Source organism: Nocardia sp. NRRL WC-3656, assembly GCF_000720265.1.
Lineage (GTDB): Bacteria > Actinomycetota > Actinomycetes > Mycobacteriales > Mycobacteriaceae > Nocardia > Nocardia nova.
In genome coordinates, this window is sequence record NZ_JOJF01000017.1 from 161,994 (window position 1) to 180,777 (window position 18,784).

The window sequence follows — 18,784 nt, forward strand, 5'->3', positions numbered from 1 at the left end:
ACCGGAGCGACGGGCCCGGAGGTGGCAGGGCGCATCACCGCAGTCCGCGCACATCCCAGACGACGACACCGTCGACCACCTGCCCCGGGATGCCGAGCAGCTGGTCGAGGGTCGCGCGGATCGCCCCGCCGTGTTCGGTGGGCGGCAGGACGACCACGTCGGCATGCCAGTAGGCCAGATCGGTCAGCGCTTGCGCCCTCGCCTGGGAATCGACCGGCTGGATCCGATCGGTTTTCTGCGCCCGCATCAACAGCGTCGCGGTCGGCCGATCGTCGGGACCGTAGCGGCCCTTCTTGTCGGCCGTCGGCCCGACGAAATAGCCCCCCGCGAGCGGAAAGCCGAAATGGGCATCGACCTGCCAGTTCAGCGGCTGAGCGTCGAGCCGGGTCGGCGGCGGCGCGATCACGACCGAGCCGTCGCCGACATAGCGGCCGACCGTGCCGTCGGTGAAGAACCGCGGCGTCGGATCGCGATGGGTCACCGGCAGCACGGTGGGGACCAGCGGGACCAGTGCCAGCGCGACGGCGGTGAACCAGATCGCCGGCCGCAGGTCGTTCGTGCTGGTGCCGGCGTACTCGAGGATTCGCTGCGTCCCCAGCGCCAGGACCACCGCGAGCGCCGGAATCGCGGCCATGGTGAACCGCGTCTCCAGCACGGTGTTCAGCAGCGGCACGTGGTCGAGCCAGTGCCACGGGAGTGTGATCCCGGTATCGGACCGGCCGATTCGCAGCGATACGCCCAGCGACAGGACGCTGAACACTACGATCACCGTCGTGGCCGCGCGAATCGCCCGATGGTCGCGGTGGCGCGAGCGCCACAGCCAGACCGCGGTCACAGCGGTCAAGGCCAGCAGCGGCCAGCCGAAGAAGGCGTTCTCCTCGGTCGGATTGATCGCCGGGGTCTTGCCCGGGGCGAAGACGCCGCCCAGCGATTGCGAGGGAAATTCGACCAGCGCCTCGAGGTCGTTGCCCATCGGCCCGTGATCGATGGACCGGTAACTCTGCGGCCCGAAGAACTGCCACCACAGCGGAATCGCCGTAGCGGCCACCGTGATCACCGCGGCCAGCGCCAGGGTCGGCGTCACGGCACGTACCACCCGCAGCCCGGTCCGAGGTTCGTGCAGGTAGTAGACGAGGGCGTACATGCCGAAGCCCAGGGCGAAGATCAGCAGCGGCTCCGCCGAGCGCGATCTGCAGTGCGACCAGAACCGCGAGCACCACGGCCTCTCGCATCTGCCGCGCCCGGCTCACCGTTTCGTCGGACGCGGCCCGGCGCGCCATCCGGACGACCAGGATCGCGAGCACCGGCAGGATCCCCAGACCGACGAAATTGGGGTGGGCGTTGGCATGCGAGATCATCGCGGGTGCGAAGCCGCAGAACGCGCCGCCCAGGGCGGCGGCGAAACGGGATCGCACCAACTCCCGGGAGAACAGCCAGTACCAGGCGAAACCGGTTCCGGCGAGACCCAGGGTGAGCACGAGCGCGAAGGTGACGGTCGGGCCGAACAGCACGGTCACCGGTGTCAACGGAATCCCGACGCCGAACATGGCGGTATTGGCCATCATGTTCACGCCGTCGGGGTAGTTCTGCAGATTCGTGCCCAGCGGGTTGTGCCGATGGATCACCGCATGTGCGGTTTCGGCGAAGAACCACTCCCACATCGACTGGTCCTGGCCACTCTTCACCAGGTATCCGTGCGCGGTGTCGCGCCACTGCCCGGACAGGACGTACACAGCGGCAGTGAGATAGAGGACGGCGACCGCCAGATCTGCGCGGGACGCGAGCAGCCGGTCGAGCAGCCGCGCGCCCCGGGAGGGTCTGTCCGCGGGTCTCGGCTCCGGGGACGTGCGCGGCTCGGGCCCCTCGGACAGAACGGCCGCGCTCACCCCCGGACGCTGTGACTCGTCGGGAACCGCTGGCCCGCCCTGCACCACTGGTAAAACACTCCTTCGGCCGACAATCAGCCACCCACCGTACCCATCCGGAGTGAGGCGGCGCCGGGTGAGCGTTGGTTATCCACAGGAACGGGGGAATTCCACAGCGTTATCCACAGTGCGGGTCAGGAGCGCACGACCAGGGTGAACGGCCCGATATCCGTGATCCGGAAATGCGGATCGGCGAAGAGCGTCCCCGGGAATTCGACCGTGTAGCGCCGCACGTTGGGGTCGTTGGGATAGACGTCCTCGGCCAGGCGCAGGGTGTAGTTCTCGCCGCTGCGACGGAACAGGAAGGCGTCCGGCGCGCGCCACGGAGAGTGGTTCAGCGCGTCGATCAACTCGGCCGGTGATTTCAGCTCAGTCCAGCGCTTGATCTCGGCGGCCCGGGCCGGGAAATCGGCGAGCGGGTTGGCGTAATGCGAGGTCAGCGCCTGGAAACCGAAATACGGATAGTAGGACAGGAAGCTCGTGTCGGCGGTGAGGAGCACTGTTTCGTCGCGCGGCCGCCCGGTCTGTTCGGTGAGGACCTGATCGATGCGGCCGTAATGCGACACCGCCGAGGGGCTGCGCTTGTCCGCCCGCACCCCGTTGCCGTCGGTGTCGGTGTAGGCGGTGGTGATCTCGGCATTCAAGATGCCGGGAATGCTCTGTGTGAAGGCCAGCGCACCGAGGACCGCGACCACCGCGGTCGCCGCCCGGAATCGTCGCGGTTCGTCGACGGCCTGGTACACGGCCCGTGCGCCCTCGACGAATCCGAACGCTCCCGCCGCGGCCAGCAGCACCTGCAGGATGGGTTCCAAGCGGAAGGCCAGGCCCGTCGTACCGGCGGCCGTGACCAGCATGGAGGCCAGCGACCACAGATAGATCGCGACCACCGAGATGGCGAGCGCCTGGGCCCGTCGCGAACTCGCGACCCGCACCACCAGCCAGAGGGTGCCGAGCAGGCAGAGGGCGCCGAGCAGCGGTTCGGAGAAGTCGAACATCGGGAACGCCAGGCGCGAACCGGATTCCGGCAGGTAGTGCAGGGCCGTATTGGATTCCGGCAGATGCCCGGTCAGCACCTTCGCCAGATACGGGGCCCAGACGATCAGGGCCAGGATCGCGGCGATCACGCCCATGACGATCAGCCGCAGCAGAATCGGCCACAGCAGGCGGAAGACGCCCAGCCGCGGAGCGCGCGGCTGATGTACCGCGATCTCGTGCTGCTGCCACCACAGGGTCGCCCAGGCGACGAGGCCCATCAGGACCACGGTGAAGACCGCGACCACGAAGAACAGCGTGTAGAACATCGCCGACAGTCCGAGGAACGCCCCCGCTCCGATCGCCGCGCCCCAGCCGCCCGCGGTGCGCGGCTCGCCGGCCGGGCTCGCCGTCGCCCCGAATTCGGCGGGCCGATACAGCGCACCCCACGCCAGCACCATCGCCGGTGCGAACAGGATCACCAGCACGGCGCTGTAGGCCTCGGGGGAGGCGAACGCCACCATCACCGCGGTGGTCGTCGCCGCGACCGCGACCGCCCAATCCCAGCGAATCAGCTTGGACCACAACACGAGTGCCAGCACCGACGCCACCGCCAGCGACACGATCGCATAAGGCTTGAACGTCTCCCACCCGGCCAGGCCGAGCAGATTCGCGACCCGTCCGCCGATCCAGAACCAGCCGGCGGGGTAGTACGCCGGAATGTCGGCGTAGGTCATATCGTGCAGCGCGGCGGTATCGGTGAGGCGCGTCAGATATTCGGTGCGGAATTCCTGATCCACCGAAATGCCGAACAGATACAGCTTGGTCGCCGCGAGCGGCATTCCCAGCGTCACCGTGACGAAGGCGGAAATACCCGCCCAGGACAGCACTTTCGCCACCCACGGCCACCGGCGCATCCGGATCAGCACGATGGCGAGCACCAGCAGCACCGCCGCACCCGCCTGCCCCACGGTGGTCAGCGCGCGAGTCACATTGGAGGAGTTGAACGCCGGCCACTGCACCGCCGACATCGCTGTCAGCCCGATGGCCGCCACCAGCGCGGCGACCACCGCCCCGACGACAGCTTCCCCGAGCCCGCCCCCGACCTGCCGGACTAGTACGCGCACAGTGCCTCCGGATCCTCTCTCGCCGCCGATCTGCCCGCGAGCCTACAAGCCGGGTGGAACCGGTTCGCGTCGGCGCGATGCTCGCGCTGTGCCGGCGGCCGTCCTCGTGAAACGACGAAGGAGAGCCGGCGCTCGGTAGCGGCGACTCTCCTTCGCGGCTCGAAACCGAGCCGATCTAGATGGGAAGTCTGCGGAAGATCGGGCGCGGAACGTGGCGCAGGATCATCATGACCCAGCGGAACGTACCCGGCGCCCAGACCAGTTCCTTGCCCTTCTCGGACGCCGAAACCGCAAGCACCGCAACGTCTTCCTTGTTCACCGTGAGCGGCGCCTCGGCGACGTGCGCGGAGAACTGGGTGCGCACCTGGCCCGGCCGCACCACGGTGACGCGCGGGCCGTGCGGGCGCAGCGCCTCACCCAGTCCGAGGTAGAAACCGTCCAGACCGGCCTTGGTGGAGCCGTAGACGAAGTTGGCGCGCTTGACGCGCTCACCGGCCACCGAGGACATGACGATGATCCGCCCGAAGCCCTGGGCCTTCATCTTCTCGCCGACGAGCACGCCGACCGACACGCCCGCGGTGTAGTTGACCTCGGCGACCCGCACGGCCTTGAGCTGGTTCTGCCACAGCTCCTCGGCGTCGCCGTCGAGCGCGAAGGCGACGATCGCGACATCGATATCGCCGTCGGCCCAGGCCTGTTCGATCACCTTGGGGTGGCTGCCGGTGTCCAGCGCGTCGAAGTCGACGATCTCGACCTTCGACGCGCCCGCGGCCTCCAACTGAGCGACCGACTGCGCGCGCAACGGGTCGTTCGGCAGCGCCGCGAGCACCACTCGCGCCGGGCCCTTCTTCAAATACTCCTCGACGATCGCGAGGCCGATCTCCGAGGTACCGCCCAAAAGCAGAATGTTCTGCGGGTTACCTACCGCGTTGATCACTGCAGCTCCAGCCTTCTCGCCATATCGGACATGAAAACGCCTGTGGGATCGACACTTCTGCGGACCTTGATCCACTCGTCGATCTTGGGATACATCTTGTGGAAGGTCTCCGCGGTGGTCCGGGAGTCCTTCGCCGTGTAAAGGCGACCGCCGAATTCCAGGACGCGACGGTCCAATTCGGTGACCAGCTCGTTGAGGCCCGGACGCACGGGGAAGTCGACGCAGATATTCCAGCCCTCCATGGGGAAGCTCAGCGGCGCCTGGTTGCCCGGCCCGAAGAACTTCAGCACATTGAGCGCGGAGTAGTGACCGGAACGCTGGATGTCGACGATGATCTTGGTGAATTCGTCCAGCGCCTCGGGCGGCAGGACGAACTGGTACTGGATGAAACCGGCCGACCCGTAGGCCCGATTCCACTCCGAGACCACGTCCAGCATGTGATAGAACTGCGTCAAGTTCATGATCTTGCCGGTGTAGTTGCCGCCGAGCGCGTAGTACGCCTCGCCGACCATGCCGAGCGTGAGCTTGTTGGCCGCGAAACTCGGGAAGATGTTCGGCACCGTCAGCAGATTCGGCGCGTCGAACTTCAGCGGGTTGGCGCGCAGCTTCTTCGGCAGTTCGTCCAACTTGGCCAGACGGCCGCGAGAAACGTTGGCACGCCCCAGCTTCGGCGGTGCGCTGATCACGTCGAACCAGGTCGAGGAGTAGGTGTAGTTCTCCTCGGAGCCGTCCTTGTGTACGGCGATGGTCTCGTCCAGCGTCGTGGTCTTGATGCCGTCGGCGATGAAGTAGGCCGTCTCGGTCGGCGTCATCTCGATCGTGGCGCGCAGGATGATGCCGGTCAGGCCGTTGCCGCCGACGGTCGCCCAGAACAGCTTGGCGTTCTTCTTGGGACCGATGTGCTGGATCTTGCCGTCGGCGGTCAGCAGGTCGATCGAACGCACGTGGTTGCCGAAGCTGCCGGCGCTGTGGTGGTTCTTGCCGTGGATATCGGAGGCGATGGCGCCGCCGACGGTCACCTGCCGGGTGCCGGGCAGGACCGGAACCCACAGGCCGAACGGGAGCGCGGCCTTCATCAGCTGATCGAGGCTGACACCGGCATCCACATCGACCAGGTGGCTGTCACGGTCGATCCGGTGGATGTTGTTCAGCGCCGACATGTCGATGACGAGGCCGCCACCGTTCTGCGCATGGTCACCGTAGGACCGGCCGAGCCCGCGCGCGATCACACCGCGTCGCAGGTACGCCGGCTTGGACTCGTTGTCCTCCGCGACCATGGCCACGGCCTTGGCGATCAGTTCCGGATCGCCGGTCGAGAGCACTTCGGAGGTGGAGGGCGCGGTACGACCCCATCCGGTCAGTCGACGGGTATGCGTCGGCAGCGAAAAGCTGTCGGCGGCGCCGTTGCTGCTTGCCTGTGACGCCTCGCCGTCGCCCGCGGAGTTCGCAGGACCCGCGGCGGTGGAGGTCTGAGCTTTCGTGGACATCGGCATAGAGGCTACAGGTATGGCCGGGGCAGGGGTCGGCTGTCGCGTGTCCGCGGCCCGCTCGAGGCGGATTTCACAGCGGCGACCGGGGCGGGAGCGCGGTTGTCGCGGCGTGTGCGGCGCGACCCGCTACTCTCGTGCCGTGAGTGCGGAACCCCATCTTCCTCTTCCGGCCGAGTTGCCCCTGGTAGACGAGCCGGGCGGTACGGATGTCGATCTGAAGACGCAGATTGTCCGGTTCGTCCTCACCGGCGGATTGTCGGCGGTGGTCGACTTCGGGCTGTACGTGCTGCTCATGGCCCTGTTCGGGGTCCCGCGCGATTTCGCCAAGGCCTGCAGTTTCATCGTCGGTACCACCACGGCGTATCTGATCAACCGGCGCTGGACGTTCAAGGCGCCGCCGAGCCGCAGCCGGTTCGTGGCGGTGGTGATCCTCTACGCGGTGACCTTCGCGGCGCAGGTGGGTATCAACGCGCTGCTCAACGACACCCTGCCCGCGATGTCGGTGGATATCGCCGGCCATTCGGTGAAGGGCGCCGTGCTGATCGCCTTCGTCATCGCGCAGGGCGTGGCCACCGTCATCAACTTCGTCGTGCAGCGTGCGGTGATCTTCAAGATCCGCTGACGTTCCGGATCGCCGATCCCGAACCGTCAACCCTCCGCGACGAGGGCCCGCGCCTGCGCCTTGGCGCCGAAGTAGTCCCCACCCTTGGCCCGCGGACTGTCGGTACCCCATTCCCGCTCCTCGCGGGCGGCCGGCGTCAGGTGCGGGATGTGCTTTCTGCAGTGGATGTAGGCCTCCTCGACATCCACGACCACCCACCGCTCGGCGACGCGGCCGCGCTCGGCCGCCGGCAGGTCGGGTACCCGGCCTCGCAATGACTGATCGTCGACGATGCGTGCCGATCCGTTGATATGCAGCCCGACCAGGTCGTAGACGAAGTCGATCATCAGGATGCCGACGTGCGGATTCTCCAGGATGTTGCCGAGGGAGGCCATCACTCCGTTGCCGCGGTATTCCGGATAGGCGACCGTACGGTCGTCGATGACGTGGACGAATCCGGGTTTGCCGGCCCGGAAGCTGGTATCGCATTCACCGTGCCGGTCGGCGGTGGCGATGAAGGCCATATCCATCCGTGCCACGAACTCGCGCATGCGGGAGTTGAGGCTGTTCAGCACCTGTTCGTCGTAGAAGCGCTCCGCGCGCTCCTCGGTGCCGAATCGGCGTTGCAGTTCTCGCTCGCCGTCACTGCCGCCTGTGGAACCGGACATGCCACACCCCTCCGGGTAGCTGAGATCCGCACGTGGATGGTTCGGCATTGAACCTGAAATATGTCGAAATCCTATAGGAACGAACGTGTTTCGGATGGCGAAATCAGCGAACCTGCAGATGGGCGCACTGTCTGTGCAGGCAATCTGTGAGCTGAGCCGCTACCGCGCATCAGTCTCGCGTACGGGACAGGTACGCGGCAACGCCCGAAATGCCGTTTGCCTCAGGGCTGCTGGCCGAATTCGCAGGGTGCCGGCAGCCGAACTGCTTGTGAGCGTGAGCTTTTCACATCCGCGAGTACGGAGATAGCGCGCGGGTTGCCCGTTGCGCCACGAGCGCTATCCCCCTTGCACGTGCCGACCGGTCGGACAGTCACACCGGCGTGATGGTCACCGGAACCCCGTTGAACACCGCATTCCCGGACACGGCGTCGATGCGGGAATCATCGGTCAGGGCATTGGCATTCACGCCGGCGTGCTCTCGCGCGACCGTCTGGGTACTGCCCGAATGTCCCCATCCGTGCGGCAGGCTCACCACGCCGGGCATGATCCGGTCGTTCGGTTCCACCGGCACGGTCAGCTTTCCGGCCGCCGATTCGATCGCGGCCAGATCGCCCAGCCCGAGGCGGGCGACGTCGTCGGGATGAATATGCAGCGTGCAGGTATTGGAGCCGCCGACCAGCGCCGGTACGTTGTGCATCCAGCTGTTGTTCGACCGCAGCTGCCGCCGGCCGATCAAGACCACATCCGGTCGGGCAGCGGTCAATTCGGCCACCAGCCGGGTCGTATCGTCGAGCAGCGGCTGGGGCGCCAGTTCCACCTTCCGGGAGGCGGTGCGCAGCACACCGGGCAGTCGCGGTCGCAGCGCACCCAGGTCGACGCCGTGCGGATTGTCGAGGAGAACCTGCAGGTTCAGTCCCTCGGGCGCCCCGTTCTCGCCGGTGCCGATGTCCACCGGCTGACGATCGGGATTCCACTCGCCGTACGGGCCCAGGCGCAGCATCATGTCGATGCGCTGTTCGGTGGTGTCGGCGCCGATCAATTCGCCGCGTCGCTCGGTGAGTCCGGCCTTGTGCAGCGTGCCGGCGATGATCAGCTCGTCCACCTCGGCGACGTAATCGCGGCCGGGCTCCGGTCGCTGCCCCGCCAGGGAAAGTGCGAGGCGGGCAAGTATTTCCGGTTCCGAGGGCCGGTCGTCCGGCAGGGCGACCAGCGGCGGGGAATAGCGGGCGTAGTTGTGCACCGCGAACTGCAGCAGCGCGAAATCGTAGTGCGGCGCCTGCAGTGTGCGCGGCGGCGGCAGGATCACATCGGCATGGCGGGTGGTCTCGTTGAGGTAGCGATCCACACTGACCATGAAGTCCAGCCCGGCCAGCGCTTCGCCCAGCCGTGCGCCCGCGGGCGCCGAGAGCACCGGATTGCCGGCCACTGTCACCAGCATCCGGACCTGTCCCTCACCGGGCGTGAGAATTTCGTCGGCCAGCGTCGCGACGGGGAATTCGCCCATGGCTTCGGGCAATTCGCGCACCCGGCTGGTCCAGCGCCCGAGCCGGAACGGCCGCGTCCGCACGATGCCCAGTGCCGCGGCGGTCGCGAACATCGCGCCGCCGGGCCGGTCGAGATTGCCGGTGAGCACGTTGATCACATCCACCAGCCACTGCGTGAGAGTGCCGAATTCGGCGGTGCAGGTGCCGATGCGCGCATAGACCGCGGCCGTCGGCGCCGCGGCCAGCTCCCGCGCCAGCCGCGCCACGGTCTCGGCGGGGATGCCGGTGCGTGCCTGCACGGCCTCGGGCGTGAACGGGACTGCCGCCGAACGGATCTGTTCGAGTCCCGCCACCTCGACTCGGATATCGGTCAGATCCTCCGCGAAGAGCGTGTGCACGATGCCGAACAGCAGATAGGCATCGCTGCCGGGCCGGATGAACAGATGCTCGTCGGCGAGGTCCGCGGTCCGGGTGCGCCGCGGATCGACCACGACCAACCGCCCGCCGCGTTTGCGCAGCGCCTTCAACCGGCCCGGATAGTCCGGGGCGGTACACAGCGAGCCGTTGGACTCCAGCGGATTGGCGCCGAGCATCAGCAGGTAGTCGGTGCGGTCCAGATCGGGCACCGCGACCGTGAGCGGATCGCCGAACATGAGCCCGCTCGACACCTGCTTCGGCATCTGATCGGCGGTGCTGGCCGAGTACAGATTGCGCGTGCTCAACGCCCGGATCAGCGCCGGCACGTACAGCGCGCCCGCGACGGTGTGCGCATTCGGATTGCCCAGATACAGCGCCGCGGCCTGGCGGCCGTATTCGTCGAGGACGGCCGGGGCCCGCTCGGCGATGAGGTCGAAGGCCTCGGCCCAGGTGGCCTGGCGCCAGGTGTCGGTGGCGCGATCACGGATGATCGGTTCGGCCAGCCGATCGGGGTCGGCGTCCAGCGCCCCGAGGCTCGCGCCCTTCGGGCAGATGAAGCCGCGGCTGAACGGGTCCTCGCGGTCGCCGCGCACGCGCGTCACCCGGTCCTGAGCGTCCAGGGTGATCTCGAGTCCGCAGACGGCCTCGCACAGCGGGCAGGTGCGGTAGGTGGTCCGGGCTTCTGCGGTGACGCGTGACATGGACCCATCATCGTCGGCGACTCGTCGTCGCGTCGAGATTCATTCGAAATGCACGAAAACCGCGAAACCGCGAGAACAGTGTTGTTCTCGCGGTTTCGCGGTTGGTCGATTCAGCTGGCGATGCGAGCGACCTGCGGCTTGCGGCCGGAGTTCGCCGAACGCACGGCCGCGGCGATCGCGACTACCGGCGGCAGCCAGCGGGCCTCGGTCGGCGCTACACCCCAGCAGGCCTCGCCGGCCGAGAGCTGGGTGGGCGGCAACGGGATGCCGGCACCGTCGGTGTAGACGATCGCGCCGGCCGCGCGCAGCGCCTCGAGCGCCATCGCGGCCTTGGCGAGTCCGGTCACCAGGTGGATCTCGCGGCGCTCGGCGCCCGGGATCTCGATCACCGGTCCGGACAGGTTGTTGGCCCGCAGGAATCGGCGCACGTTCGCGGCCAGTTCGCCGGCGACCTCGATACCCGACACATTCGTGTCGGTGATCAGGCAGATGCCGTTGGCCGTTTCAGCGACCGTCCACCCGCGCTGGATGTAGTCCTGCGCGGTAGCGGCCAACGTCGCCGCGTGGACGGAAGTCGGAAACGCTGTACGCACTGTGTTCTCCATTCCCCGGGTAGATCTGGGTCCTGCGTCGGTGTTCATGGGACGTATCGGGCCGCGCTACCGGCGGTGTTACAACTTGGTGGAAATTTCTTCGTGATGGTCGGATACGTCACAGGGTCGGGCGGTGATCGCCGGTGGCTATGAACCTTTCGGACCGCCGTTCGCCGCCGTTGTGAACTGCTACGACTACCACCTTTGTGCGCGTCGCTGTGAATCGAATGCGTTGCGGCTGTTGATTCCCTGGCAGGTCGCTGGGAAGAAATGGGATGAAAGTGTGATGTGAGTCGCATGTGACCGATGGGATTCGATCCCGCCGGGAGATTGCTCGCTTCCGCTGTGCCGGGAGAGGATTCGAATCATGAGCGACGACCCGCAGCGGCCCAGGAACCGGGACTCCGATACCGCCGGCGCGCGCGATTCCGCTGGGGGCGCACGAAATATGGACGAAGCACCCGAGTCGCCGGCCGAACGTGCCGGAATCGACGACCGGTCCGGCGAAGGCGAACCGGGCGACGCCGACTACGCGGTGGAATCGCGCTGGCTCGCATGGAAGGACTCCGCACGACGACGCCGGTCGCCGGACGATGCCGCCGAGGAGAGCGATACCGCCGAGGAGGACGAGCGGCCCGAACCGTTCCGGAGTCCGGGCGCCTTCCGGGCCTGGTGCGGTGCGGCCGCCCGCGCGCTGCTGGATGTGCAGTTCCGCACGCCGGCCACGCGCACGCTGCTGCCGCTGGCCTATCTCCTGGGACTGGCCTTCGCGGTCGGCATCCCCCTGGTCCTGGTCGTGGTCCTGTGGCAGGTATCGGCACTGCTGGGATTGATCTTCGCGATCGTGGTGGCGGTGCCGCTCGGCCTGACCATCGCGGCCTCGGTGCGATTGGCGCTGGAATTCCTGGTCAACGCCTCGCGGCTGGCAACCCGGGTGGAACACATCAACACCCTCGCCGACGATCTGTTCCGCGCTCTGTCCGATGTCGCCGAGCCGGTGAACCAGCTCTCGGAAGACGTTCGCGCGGTGCAGTTCTGGCGGTTCCGCAAGCGTCCCCCGCGCAAGTAGCAGCGCACCGGCGGCCCGGCCGATCGGCGCGGCTGTCGGGCGTTGTTCTGTTGTGCAACAATCCGTTCGGGGGTGTCCGGAGCGAATCCCGATGCCCGCGAAGCTTTCTGCCGAGGGGGAAAAATGGCTTCACCGCAGGGGATCACCGGTTCGACCATGCCGCGGCGGCAACTGGGCCGCCGGTTGCGTGACCTGCGCAATCGCGCCCGGATGACGACCCGGGAGGCCGCTCGCCGGCTGGAATGGTCGGAGGCCAAGATCTGGCGGATCGAGACCGGTCAGACCTCCCTGCGCAGCCTCGACGTGGAAGCCATGTGCAAGATCTACGGCGCACCCGAGGCCGAGCTGGAACCCCTCACCGCTCTCGCCCGTGAAACCAAGGCACGCGGTTGGTGGGCTCCCTACAGTGACGTGATCGCCGAGGGTTTCGACGTGTACATCGGCCTGGAAGAGGCCGCGACCGAAATCTCCACCTTCGAGAACGAATTCGTGCCGGGCCTGCTGCAGACCGAGGACTACACCCGCGCGCTGCTGACCGCGGCCCGGCCGAATCTGAGCCCCGCCGATATCGAGCGCCGGATCGAGGTGCGCGGGCAGCGGCAGCGTCTGCTCACCCGCACCCCGGAGCCGGTGCGGCTGGTGGCGATCATCGCCGAATCGCTGCTGTGGCGGCGGATCGGTGATCCGGCCGTGATCGCGGGGCAACTGGATCATCTGCGCCGCATGTGTGAGCGCCCGAATATCGACATTCGTCTGGTGCCCAACGATTCCGGTTACCACGACGGTCTCGATTCCGGGCGATTCGTCCTGTTGGAATTCGGCGCGGCCGGCGCGGAAACGACCGAGCCGCCGGTCGTTTACGTCGAAAATTTCGGCGTATCCACCTATTTCGACAAAAATTCCGACATCGACCGGTATCGAGGCGCATTCGCGAATATCCGCGCGGCCTCGGTGGACGGGAGAGCGGCGCTGGACGAGGCCATCGCCGCCGCCTGACGCGCTACCGGATTCGGTACGGGCGCATTCAGTGCAGGGTGCGCTCCAATACTTCGCGATGAGTCGGAACGGCGGCGGTGTGGAGCGCGCGGCCCTTGTCGGTGAGGCAGACGAAGATCGCGCGGCGGTCCTCGGTGCACAGGGTGCGATCGACCAGTCCGTCGCGTTCGAGCCGTGCCACCGTACGGGACAGTGCGCTCTGGCTCAGGTGGATGTCGTGCGCCAGATCACTCATCCGGTAGCTGTCGCAGGAGGCGTCGACCAGGCGGTCCAGCGTCTCGAACTCACTCAGGCCGATGTGGTGTTCGCGCTGGAGGTCCTTCTCCAGCGCACAGGACACCGCGGCATGACGAGCGAGTAGATCGCGCCACTCGCCGACCAAGCCGCCCGGCCCGTCGTTCCGGCCGGCCGGAGACGGGTAACCGGTCTCGGTATCACTCGGCGCGGTGGACGGCAGACCTGCGGAGAGCTCCGTATCCGGTGCCACCGCGTCCGTCGAGTGCGCCGGAAACGCTGTCGACGCCTTTGTCATGTCGCCATCCTAGTGCCTGGGGTGGGTTCATGCAATCGCATTAATTGCTTGTGCATTAGATGCGCACGCATGTAATGTTCCGCGACATGACTTCCACAGCAACACTTCCGGCCGCCTCGGCGGCCGATACTCGGTGGCCGATCCGGCTCTGGGGCATGCTCATCACGCTGTGCATCGTGCTGTTCCTGGACGGCCTCGACGTCTCGATGGTCGGCGTCGCGCTGCCGTCCATCGGTACCGAACTCCATCTCGAAACCTCGACCCTGCAGTGGCTCGTCAGCGGATACGTGCTCGGCTACGGCGGTCTGTTGCTGCTCGGTGGCCGCACCGCCGATCTGCTGGGCCGGCGCAAGGTCTTCCTCATCGCACTGGCCGTCTTCGCGGTCGCCTCCCTGGCGGGCGGGCTGGTCAGCTCCGGGCCGCTGCTGATCGCGACCCGCTTCGTCAAGGGGCTGGCGGCCGCCTTCACCGCGCCGACCGGGTTGTCGATCATCACCACGAACTTCGCCGAGGGGCCCGCGCGCAACAAGGCGCTGTCCATCTACACCGTCTTCGGTGCGGGCGGCTACTCCATGGGTCTGGTCTTCGGTGGCCTGATGACCGGTTTCGGCTGGCGCTGGACCTTCCTGCTGCCGGTGCCGATCGCGCTGGCCGCCCTGGTCTCCGCGGCCATCCTGGTGCCGAAGGACAAGGGTGACACCGCCGAGGGCGGTCACGATCTGCTGGGTGCGCTGTTCTCCACCGCCGCCATGCTGCTGCTGGTCTACACCGTGGTGTCCGCACCGCAGGCCGGCTGGGGTTCCGCGCGCACCGTGGGCTCGTTCGCGGCTGTGCTCGTCCTGTTCGCCGCGTTCGTCACGGTGGAGAAGCGGGTGCGGCATCCGCTGATCCGGCTGGGCATCCTGCGCAAGGCCACGTTGGTGCGAGCCAGTCTGGTGATCGTCGCGGTGGCGGGTTCCTACTTCAGCTGGCAGTTCATCGTCACCCTGTATCTGCAGGACAGCCTGGGCTGGTCGCCGCTGACCCTGGCGATGGCGCTGCTGCCGGTGGGTGTGCTGGTGGCGCTGTCGTCGGTGTTCTCCGACAAGCTGGTGGACCGCTTCGGCACCGGCCCGATCATCGCGGTCACCACCACCGTCATGGCGATCGGCTACCTGCTGTTCCTGCGCATCGACACCGCACCGTCCTATCTCGCGGTCATCCTGCCCGCGGTCCTGCTGATCGGCATCGGATGGATCGGCTTCCCGGCCATCAACATTCAGGCCACCAACGGCATCGAGGACGAGGAACAGGGCCTGGCGGCCGGCGTGCTGCAGACCTCCATGCAGGTCGGCGCGGCCATCGTCCTCGCCATCACCACCGCGCTGATCTCCTCGGGGCCGCACGGCAATTCACCGCAGGCGGTACTCGACAGCTACCGTCCCGGCCTGATCTTCGCGGGCATCGCGGCGATCATCGGCGCCCTCATCGCCTTGACCCACTTCCTGCCCACCCGCAAGAAGCGGCAGGAGGTCGAGGAGTCCGAACAGGCACCGGAACTCGCGGCGGCCTGAGGTTCCACCCCGAGCGCCACGCCCGGCTCATCCGTTCGAGCCGGGCGTGGCGTTTGCGCGTTCAGCGCAGTTCGCGCAGGCGCGGTGCGGCCGCGTCCTTCGGCGAGCGAAGGAAGGTCAGCGGAGTGCCGTCGGAACCGACCGTGGGCCAGTCGATTCCGAGATCCGGGTCTAATGCGTCCAGGTCCCGGTCGAATTCGGGGGAGTATTCGAGCGAACACAGATAGGTGACGGTGGAATCGTCGGCCAGTGACAGCAGGGCGTGGCCGAGTCCTTCGGAGAGAAAGACCGAGCGGCGCGAGACGTCGTCGATCACCACACTGTCCCAGCGGCCGAAGGTCGGGGAGTCGCGGCGCAGATCGACCACGACATCCAGGAAGGCGCCGCGCATGCACGTGACGTATTTCGCCTGGCCGGGCGGATTTTCGGTGTAGTGGATGCCACGCAGGACACCCGCCGCCGAGGTGGAGGTGTTCATCTGCAGCAGGTCCAGGGGCCGTCCGGTCGCCTTCTCGAATTCCGAGGCCTTGAACGTCTCGGCGAAGACGCCGCGCTCGTCGCCGCGCAACTGCGGCGTGAACTCCCACGCACCCGGAACCGCCAGTTCTCGAATCCGCATCTCAACCGTCCTGTCCGTAGCGATCGTCGCGCCCGCGATTCAGCAGGTCCAGCAGATAGGTCCCGTATCCGGAGCGCACCAGCGGCTCGGCCAGCCGGCACAGCTGTTCGTCGTCGATGAAGCCCATCCGCCAGGCCACCTCCTCCGGGACGCCGATCTTGAGACCCTGGCGTTCCTCGATGGTGCGCACGTAATTGGCGGCGTCCAGCAGCGAATCGAAGGTGCCGGTATCGAGCCACGCGGTGCCGCGCGCGAGGGTCTCGACCTGCAATCGTCCCTGTTCGAGGTACGTGCGGTTGATATCGGTAATCTCGTATTCCCCGCGCGCGGACGGTCGCAGTCCCCGGGCGATCTCGACGACGTCGTTGTCGTAGAAATAGAGGCCGGGAATGGCGTAGTTGGACCGCGGGAGTTTCGGTTTCTCCTCGATGGAAACGGCCCTGCCCCGGTCGAATTCGATCACGCCGTAGGCCGAGGGATCGGACACCCGATAGGCGAAGACCGCGCCGCCGTCGAGTCCGTCGAAGCGCCGCAGCCGGGTGCCCAGGCCGGGACCGTGGAAGATGTTGTCGCCGAGCACCAGTGCCGCGCATTCGCGGCCGATGTGGTCGGCGCCCAGCACGAACGCCCGGGCCAGGCCGTCGGGTTCGGGTTGCACCACGTAGTCGATCGCCAGGCCGAACTGGGTACCGTCGCCGAGCAGCCGGCGGAAGGCCTCGGCATCCTCGGGCGTGGTGATCACCAGGATGTCGCGAATGCCCGCCAGCATCAGCGTGGAGAGCGGGTAGTAGACCATCGGCTTGTCGTACACCGGGACCAGTTGCTTGCTGACCCCGCGCGTGATCGGGTGCAGCCGGGACCCGGTGCCCCCGGCCAGAATGATTCCGCGCATGTGACGCAAGTCTGCCAGCTCTCGCTCGCTCGGGCTCGATGAGGTTCCGACTGGACCGCGAAATGGTCACGATGGTTTCGCCGCGGCCTGGTCGGGCGATCAAGTATTGCGTAGGTCACACATCCGTGGTGTTCTGAAACATGAGTGTGTGAGATGTCAGCGCCGACACCTCAGCTGCCGAATCTGCCGGTAGCCGGTCGCTCGGCGCCGAGTGGCAGGTAGGTGCGCGATGACCGCGATTCCCATCGGCGAGGCCGAATACCGGCCGGGGCTCGAACCCGGTGTTGTCGTGGATCCGGTGGTGGTGAACCCGGACCGTGCGAGTCTGCATTCGCAAGCGGTGCTGCTCACCTGCCGGGGCGTAGTGGGCCCCGTTATCCGCCGCTACCCGATCACCCCGATGACCATGCCGGTCGCGCGGGTCCTGATCGACCGGCTGGCGGCACTGCGGCCGCAGGTGCGTGGCGTGGAACGCGAACAGGTGCGGATGAGCGGCTTCCGGATGGAGATCATCCGCCCGGCCGGCGCCCGGCGATCCCTGCGCGACGGCGCCGTGATGTACATGCACGGGGGCGGCTTCTTCCTGTGCGGACTGGACTCGCACCGGCCGGTGGCGGCCAGCCTGGCGCGTCGTACGGGGCTGCCGGTGGTGAACGTGGACTATCGGCAGCTGCCCGGAACGAATATCGCCGGCTCGGTCGAGGACTGCCTGACGGCCTATCGCTGGTTGTTACGGCACGGCGCCGATCCTTCGCGCATCGTCTTCGCCGGAGATTCGGCGGGCGGTTTCCTCACCTTCGCCACCGCATTGCGGGCGGCGCAGTCCGGGCTGCCCGGCCCGGCCGGCCTGGTAGGCCTGTCGCCGCTGCTGGATCTCGATTACCGGGTCAAGGGCGAGTACATGAACGTCGGTCGCGACGCCTACATCCCGATGGCGGCGGTGCGGCAGATGGTGCGGTACGGGGCCGAGGCGGAGCAACCGCTGGACCCGGCGCTGTCCCCGGTCAACGGATCGCTCACCGGCCTGCCGCCGGCCCTGCTGATCGTCGGTGAGGACGAATTGCTGCGCTGCGACAGCGAATTGATGGCCCACCGGCTCACCGCGGCCGGGGTGCCGAATTCGCTCGAGCTGTGGCGCGGACAGGTCCACGCCTTCATGAGCATCCTGCCGAATATGCCGGAGAGCCGGGCCGCGCTGGCCCGGGTGGCGCGATTCGTGCGGACGCGGGTCGAACCGGAAGAGGCCGCGCGGACCGCCTGACAGGTACGGCCCGGAGGCGGCAGCGGAAACAACAGTGCCCCGCCCACCGTAACGGTGGGCGGGGCACTGTTGCTGTTCCGAGGAATCCGCCCGCTCAGGGGTGACGGGCAGCCTGCGGAATTACTTGGCCGGCGCCGGCGCGTGGAACGGCGCGGTGGTGGTGGCGAAGTACTGGATCGCGGCGCCGATGGCGACCGGGGCGGTGATGAAGATCTGGCCGGCGAGCACGCCCAGGAAGCCGACGGCGGCGGCGCCGGCGACACAGCCGCCGAGCGGGCCGAGGCCGAACAGGGTGGCCAGCGCACCGGTGGCGACGACACCGAGGGCAGCGCCGGCGATGCAGCCGATGACCGCGCCGCCGATACCACCGGTCAGCGTGCCGATGGTGGCACCGGTCGAAATGGTGTCCTTCAGGCGGTTGAACGCGGCGACCTCACGGTCGTAAGGGGTCTTGAAGGGGGCCGAGTCCTCGAAGGGGAGGGCGACCGGCTTGTAGACCGCGTGCTGCAGGTCGTACTGCGGGGTCAGGGTGGCGGTGTTGCCGGAGATGTCGGCGGCGATCGGGAACTCGAAGTCGTCGACCCGGAAGTTCAGGGGGGTGCCGGCCAGCACGGCGCCGTTGGCGGCCTTGATCTTGAGCATGCCGTCTTCGTTGACGATCGAGCCGCCGTCGGTCTTGATGACGGCTTTGTCGTTGTCGACGACGCTGGCCTTGTAATAGACGCTTTCGGGCGCTGCGGGGGCGGCGGGGTCGGCCGTGGCAGTTCCGGCCGCGACACCGACAGCGGCGACCAGCATGGCGGCGGTCGCGACGAATTTCCTCATCATCATTTTCTGCGGAACCTCGATACAGAGTGGTTCTGGGACATGAGAAATAGAAATCGACGTCAGCTAACGAGTGGTGAACCTGTTGTGTCCGTTCATTCAAATTCTGTTCACCGTCGGGT

At 67.3% G+C, this 18,784-nt stretch carries 16 protein-coding genes; 5 read left to right on the forward strand and 11 right to left on the reverse strand.

What is annotated here, in order from left to right:
* Window positions 1–34 precede the first annotated feature (34 nt).
* The 4 genes from IG65_RS37895 to IG65_RS0121885 form a co-directional block, all read right to left on the reverse strand.
* Window positions 35–1,144 carry a hypothetical protein gene (locus IG65_RS37895; protein ID WP_156055716.1) on the reverse strand — a complete coding sequence of 370 codons (1,110 nt, stop codon included), beginning with the start codon at window positions 1,142–1,144 and terminating at the stop codon, window positions 35–37.
* A 915-nt stretch (window positions 1,145–2,059) separates the two neighbouring features.
* Window positions 2,060–4,024 carry a galactan 5-O-arabinofuranosyltransferase gene (locus tag IG65_RS0121875; protein WP_030516813.1) on the reverse strand — a complete coding sequence of 655 codons (1,965 nt, stop codon included), beginning with the start codon at window positions 4,022–4,024 and terminating at the stop codon, window positions 2,060–2,062.
* A 175-nt stretch (window positions 4,025–4,199) separates the two neighbouring features.
* Window positions 4,200–4,961 carry a decaprenylphospho-beta-D-erythro-pentofuranosid-2-ulose 2-reductase gene (locus IG65_RS0121880; protein ID WP_030516814.1) on the reverse strand — a complete coding sequence of 254 codons (762 nt, stop codon included), beginning with the start codon at window positions 4,959–4,961 and terminating at the stop codon, window positions 4,200–4,202.
* Window positions 4,958–6,454, reverse strand: a complete 1,497-nt coding sequence (locus IG65_RS0121885) for an FAD-binding oxidoreductase (RefSeq protein WP_081879652.1) — start codon at window positions 6,452–6,454, stop codon at window positions 4,958–4,960. Before IG65_RS0121885 ends, IG65_RS0121880 begins: the two co-directional genes overlap by 4 nt.
* A 136-nt stretch (window positions 6,455–6,590) precedes the next feature.
* On the opposite strand from IG65_RS0121885, the gene IG65_RS0121890 reads away from it, so the two are divergent.
* Window positions 6,591–7,073 (forward strand): GtrA family protein, encoded by a 483-nt coding sequence (locus IG65_RS0121890; protein WP_104379108.1) that lies wholly within the window; start codon window positions 6,591–6,593, stop codon window positions 7,071–7,073.
* Window positions 7,074–7,099: 26 nt separating this feature from the next.
* Here IG65_RS0121890 and IG65_RS0121895 read toward each other — a convergent pair whose 3' ends face one another.
* The 3 genes from IG65_RS0121895 to IG65_RS0121905 form a co-directional block, all read right to left on the reverse strand.
* On the reverse strand, window positions 7,100–7,720 hold the full coding sequence (locus IG65_RS0121895) for a pyridoxamine 5'-phosphate oxidase family protein (protein WP_030516817.1): 621 nt from the start codon (window positions 7,718–7,720) through the stop codon (window positions 7,100–7,102).
* Between the two features lie 370 nt (window positions 7,721–8,090).
* A complete protein-coding gene (locus IG65_RS0121900) occupies window positions 8,091–10,322 on the reverse strand; it encodes a molybdopterin-dependent oxidoreductase (RefSeq protein WP_030516818.1) in 2,232 nt (743 codons plus the stop codon).
* 110 nt (window positions 10,323–10,432) lie between these two features.
* Window positions 10,433–10,915, reverse strand: coding sequence for a hypothetical protein (locus IG65_RS0121905; protein ID WP_036525405.1), 483 nt, complete (start codon window positions 10,913–10,915; stop codon window positions 10,433–10,435).
* A 367-nt stretch (window positions 10,916–11,282) separates the two neighbouring features.
* Here IG65_RS0121905 and IG65_RS0121910 point away from each other — a divergent pair, with 367 nt between their 5' ends.
* Together IG65_RS0121910 and IG65_RS0121915 are read left to right on the forward strand one after the other, a co-directional pair.
* Window positions 11,283–11,984 carry a DUF4282 domain-containing protein gene (locus tag IG65_RS0121910; RefSeq protein ID WP_231509340.1) on the forward strand — a complete coding sequence of 234 codons (702 nt, stop codon included), beginning with the start codon at window positions 11,283–11,285 and terminating at the stop codon, window positions 11,982–11,984.
* Between the two features lie 123 nt (window positions 11,985–12,107).
* Window positions 12,108–12,980, forward strand: coding sequence for a helix-turn-helix transcriptional regulator (locus IG65_RS0121915; RefSeq protein ID WP_030516821.1), 873 nt, complete (start codon window positions 12,108–12,110; stop codon window positions 12,978–12,980).
* A gap of 28 nt (window positions 12,981–13,008) precedes the next feature.
* Here IG65_RS0121915 and IG65_RS0121920 read toward each other — a convergent pair whose 3' ends face one another.
* Window positions 13,009–13,362 (reverse strand): MarR family winged helix-turn-helix transcriptional regulator, encoded by a 354-nt coding sequence (locus IG65_RS0121920; RefSeq protein WP_036525409.1) that lies wholly within the window; start codon window positions 13,360–13,362, stop codon window positions 13,009–13,011.
* A 236-nt stretch (window positions 13,363–13,598) separates the two neighbouring features.
* On the opposite strand from IG65_RS0121920, the gene IG65_RS0121925 reads away from it, so the two are divergent.
* Window positions 13,599–15,065 carry an MFS transporter gene (locus IG65_RS0121925; RefSeq protein ID WP_036525411.1) on the forward strand — a complete coding sequence of 489 codons (1,467 nt, stop codon included), beginning with the start codon at window positions 13,599–13,601 and terminating at the stop codon, window positions 15,063–15,065.
* Between the two features lie 61 nt (window positions 15,066–15,126).
* Here IG65_RS0121925 and IG65_RS0121930 read toward each other — a convergent pair whose 3' ends face one another.
* A complete protein-coding gene (locus tag IG65_RS0121930) occupies window positions 15,127–15,684 on the reverse strand; it encodes a dTDP-4-dehydrorhamnose 3,5-epimerase family protein (protein WP_030516824.1) in 558 nt (185 codons plus the stop codon).
* Between the two features lies 1 nt (window position 15,685).
* Window positions 15,686–16,576, reverse strand: coding sequence for a glucose-1-phosphate thymidylyltransferase RfbA (gene rfbA / locus IG65_RS0121935; RefSeq protein WP_030516825.1), 891 nt, complete (start codon window positions 16,574–16,576; stop codon window positions 15,686–15,688).
* A 229-nt stretch (window positions 16,577–16,805) separates the two neighbouring features.
* Here rfbA and IG65_RS0121940 point away from each other — a divergent pair, with 229 nt between their 5' ends.
* Entirely contained in the window at window positions 16,806–17,837 is a 1,032-nt protein-coding gene (locus IG65_RS0121940; RefSeq protein ID WP_081879655.1) for an alpha/beta hydrolase, read from the forward strand.
* A 120-nt stretch (window positions 17,838–17,957) separates the two neighbouring features.
* On the opposite strand, the gene IG65_RS0121945 is transcribed toward IG65_RS0121940, so the two are convergent.
* On the reverse strand, window positions 17,958–18,668 hold the full coding sequence (locus tag IG65_RS0121945) for a hypothetical protein (RefSeq protein ID WP_030516827.1): 711 nt from the start codon (window positions 18,666–18,668) through the stop codon (window positions 17,958–17,960).
* Between the last annotated feature and the right edge of the window lie 116 nt (window positions 18,669–18,784).

Bases quoted from the DNA above. Each gene is read 5' to 3' on its own strand.
- IG65_RS37895 (WP_156055716.1), bottom strand. From the start codon at position 1,144: ATGTACGCCCTCGTCTACTACCTGCACGAACCTCGGACCGGGCTGCGG.
- IG65_RS0121885 (WP_081879652.1), bottom strand. From the start codon at position 6,454: ATGCCGATGTCCACGAAAGCTCAGACCTCCACCGCCGCGGGTCCTGCG.
- IG65_RS0121895 (WP_030516817.1), bottom strand. From the start codon at position 7,720: ATGTCCGGTTCCACAGGCGGCAGTGACGGCGAGCGAGAACTGCAACGC.
- IG65_RS0121900 (WP_030516818.1), bottom strand. From the start codon at position 10,322: ATGTCACGCGTCACCGCAGAAGCCCGGACCACCTACCGCACCTGCCCG.
- IG65_RS0121910 (WP_231509340.1), top strand. From the start codon at position 11,283: ATGAGCGACGACCCGCAGCGGCCCAGGAACCGGGACTCCGATACCGCC.
- IG65_RS0121915 (WP_030516821.1), top strand. From the start codon at position 12,108: ATGGCTTCACCGCAGGGGATCACCGGTTCGACCATGCCGCGGCGGCAA.
- IG65_RS0121925 (WP_036525411.1), top strand. From the start codon at position 13,599: ATGACTTCCACAGCAACACTTCCGGCCGCCTCGGCGGCCGATACTCGG.
- IG65_RS0121930 (WP_030516824.1), bottom strand. From the start codon at position 15,684: ATGCGGATTCGAGAACTGGCGGTTCCGGGTGCGTGGGAGTTCACGCCG.
- rfbA (WP_030516825.1), bottom strand. From the start codon at position 16,576: ATGCGCGGAATCATTCTGGCCGGGGGCACCGGGTCCCGGCTGCACCCG.
- IG65_RS0121940 (WP_081879655.1), top strand. From the start codon at position 16,806: ATGACCGCGATTCCCATCGGCGAGGCCGAATACCGGCCGGGGCTCGAA.
- IG65_RS0121945 (WP_030516827.1), bottom strand. From the start codon at position 18,668: ATGATGATGAGGAAATTCGTCGCGACCGCCGCCATGCTGGTCGCCGCT.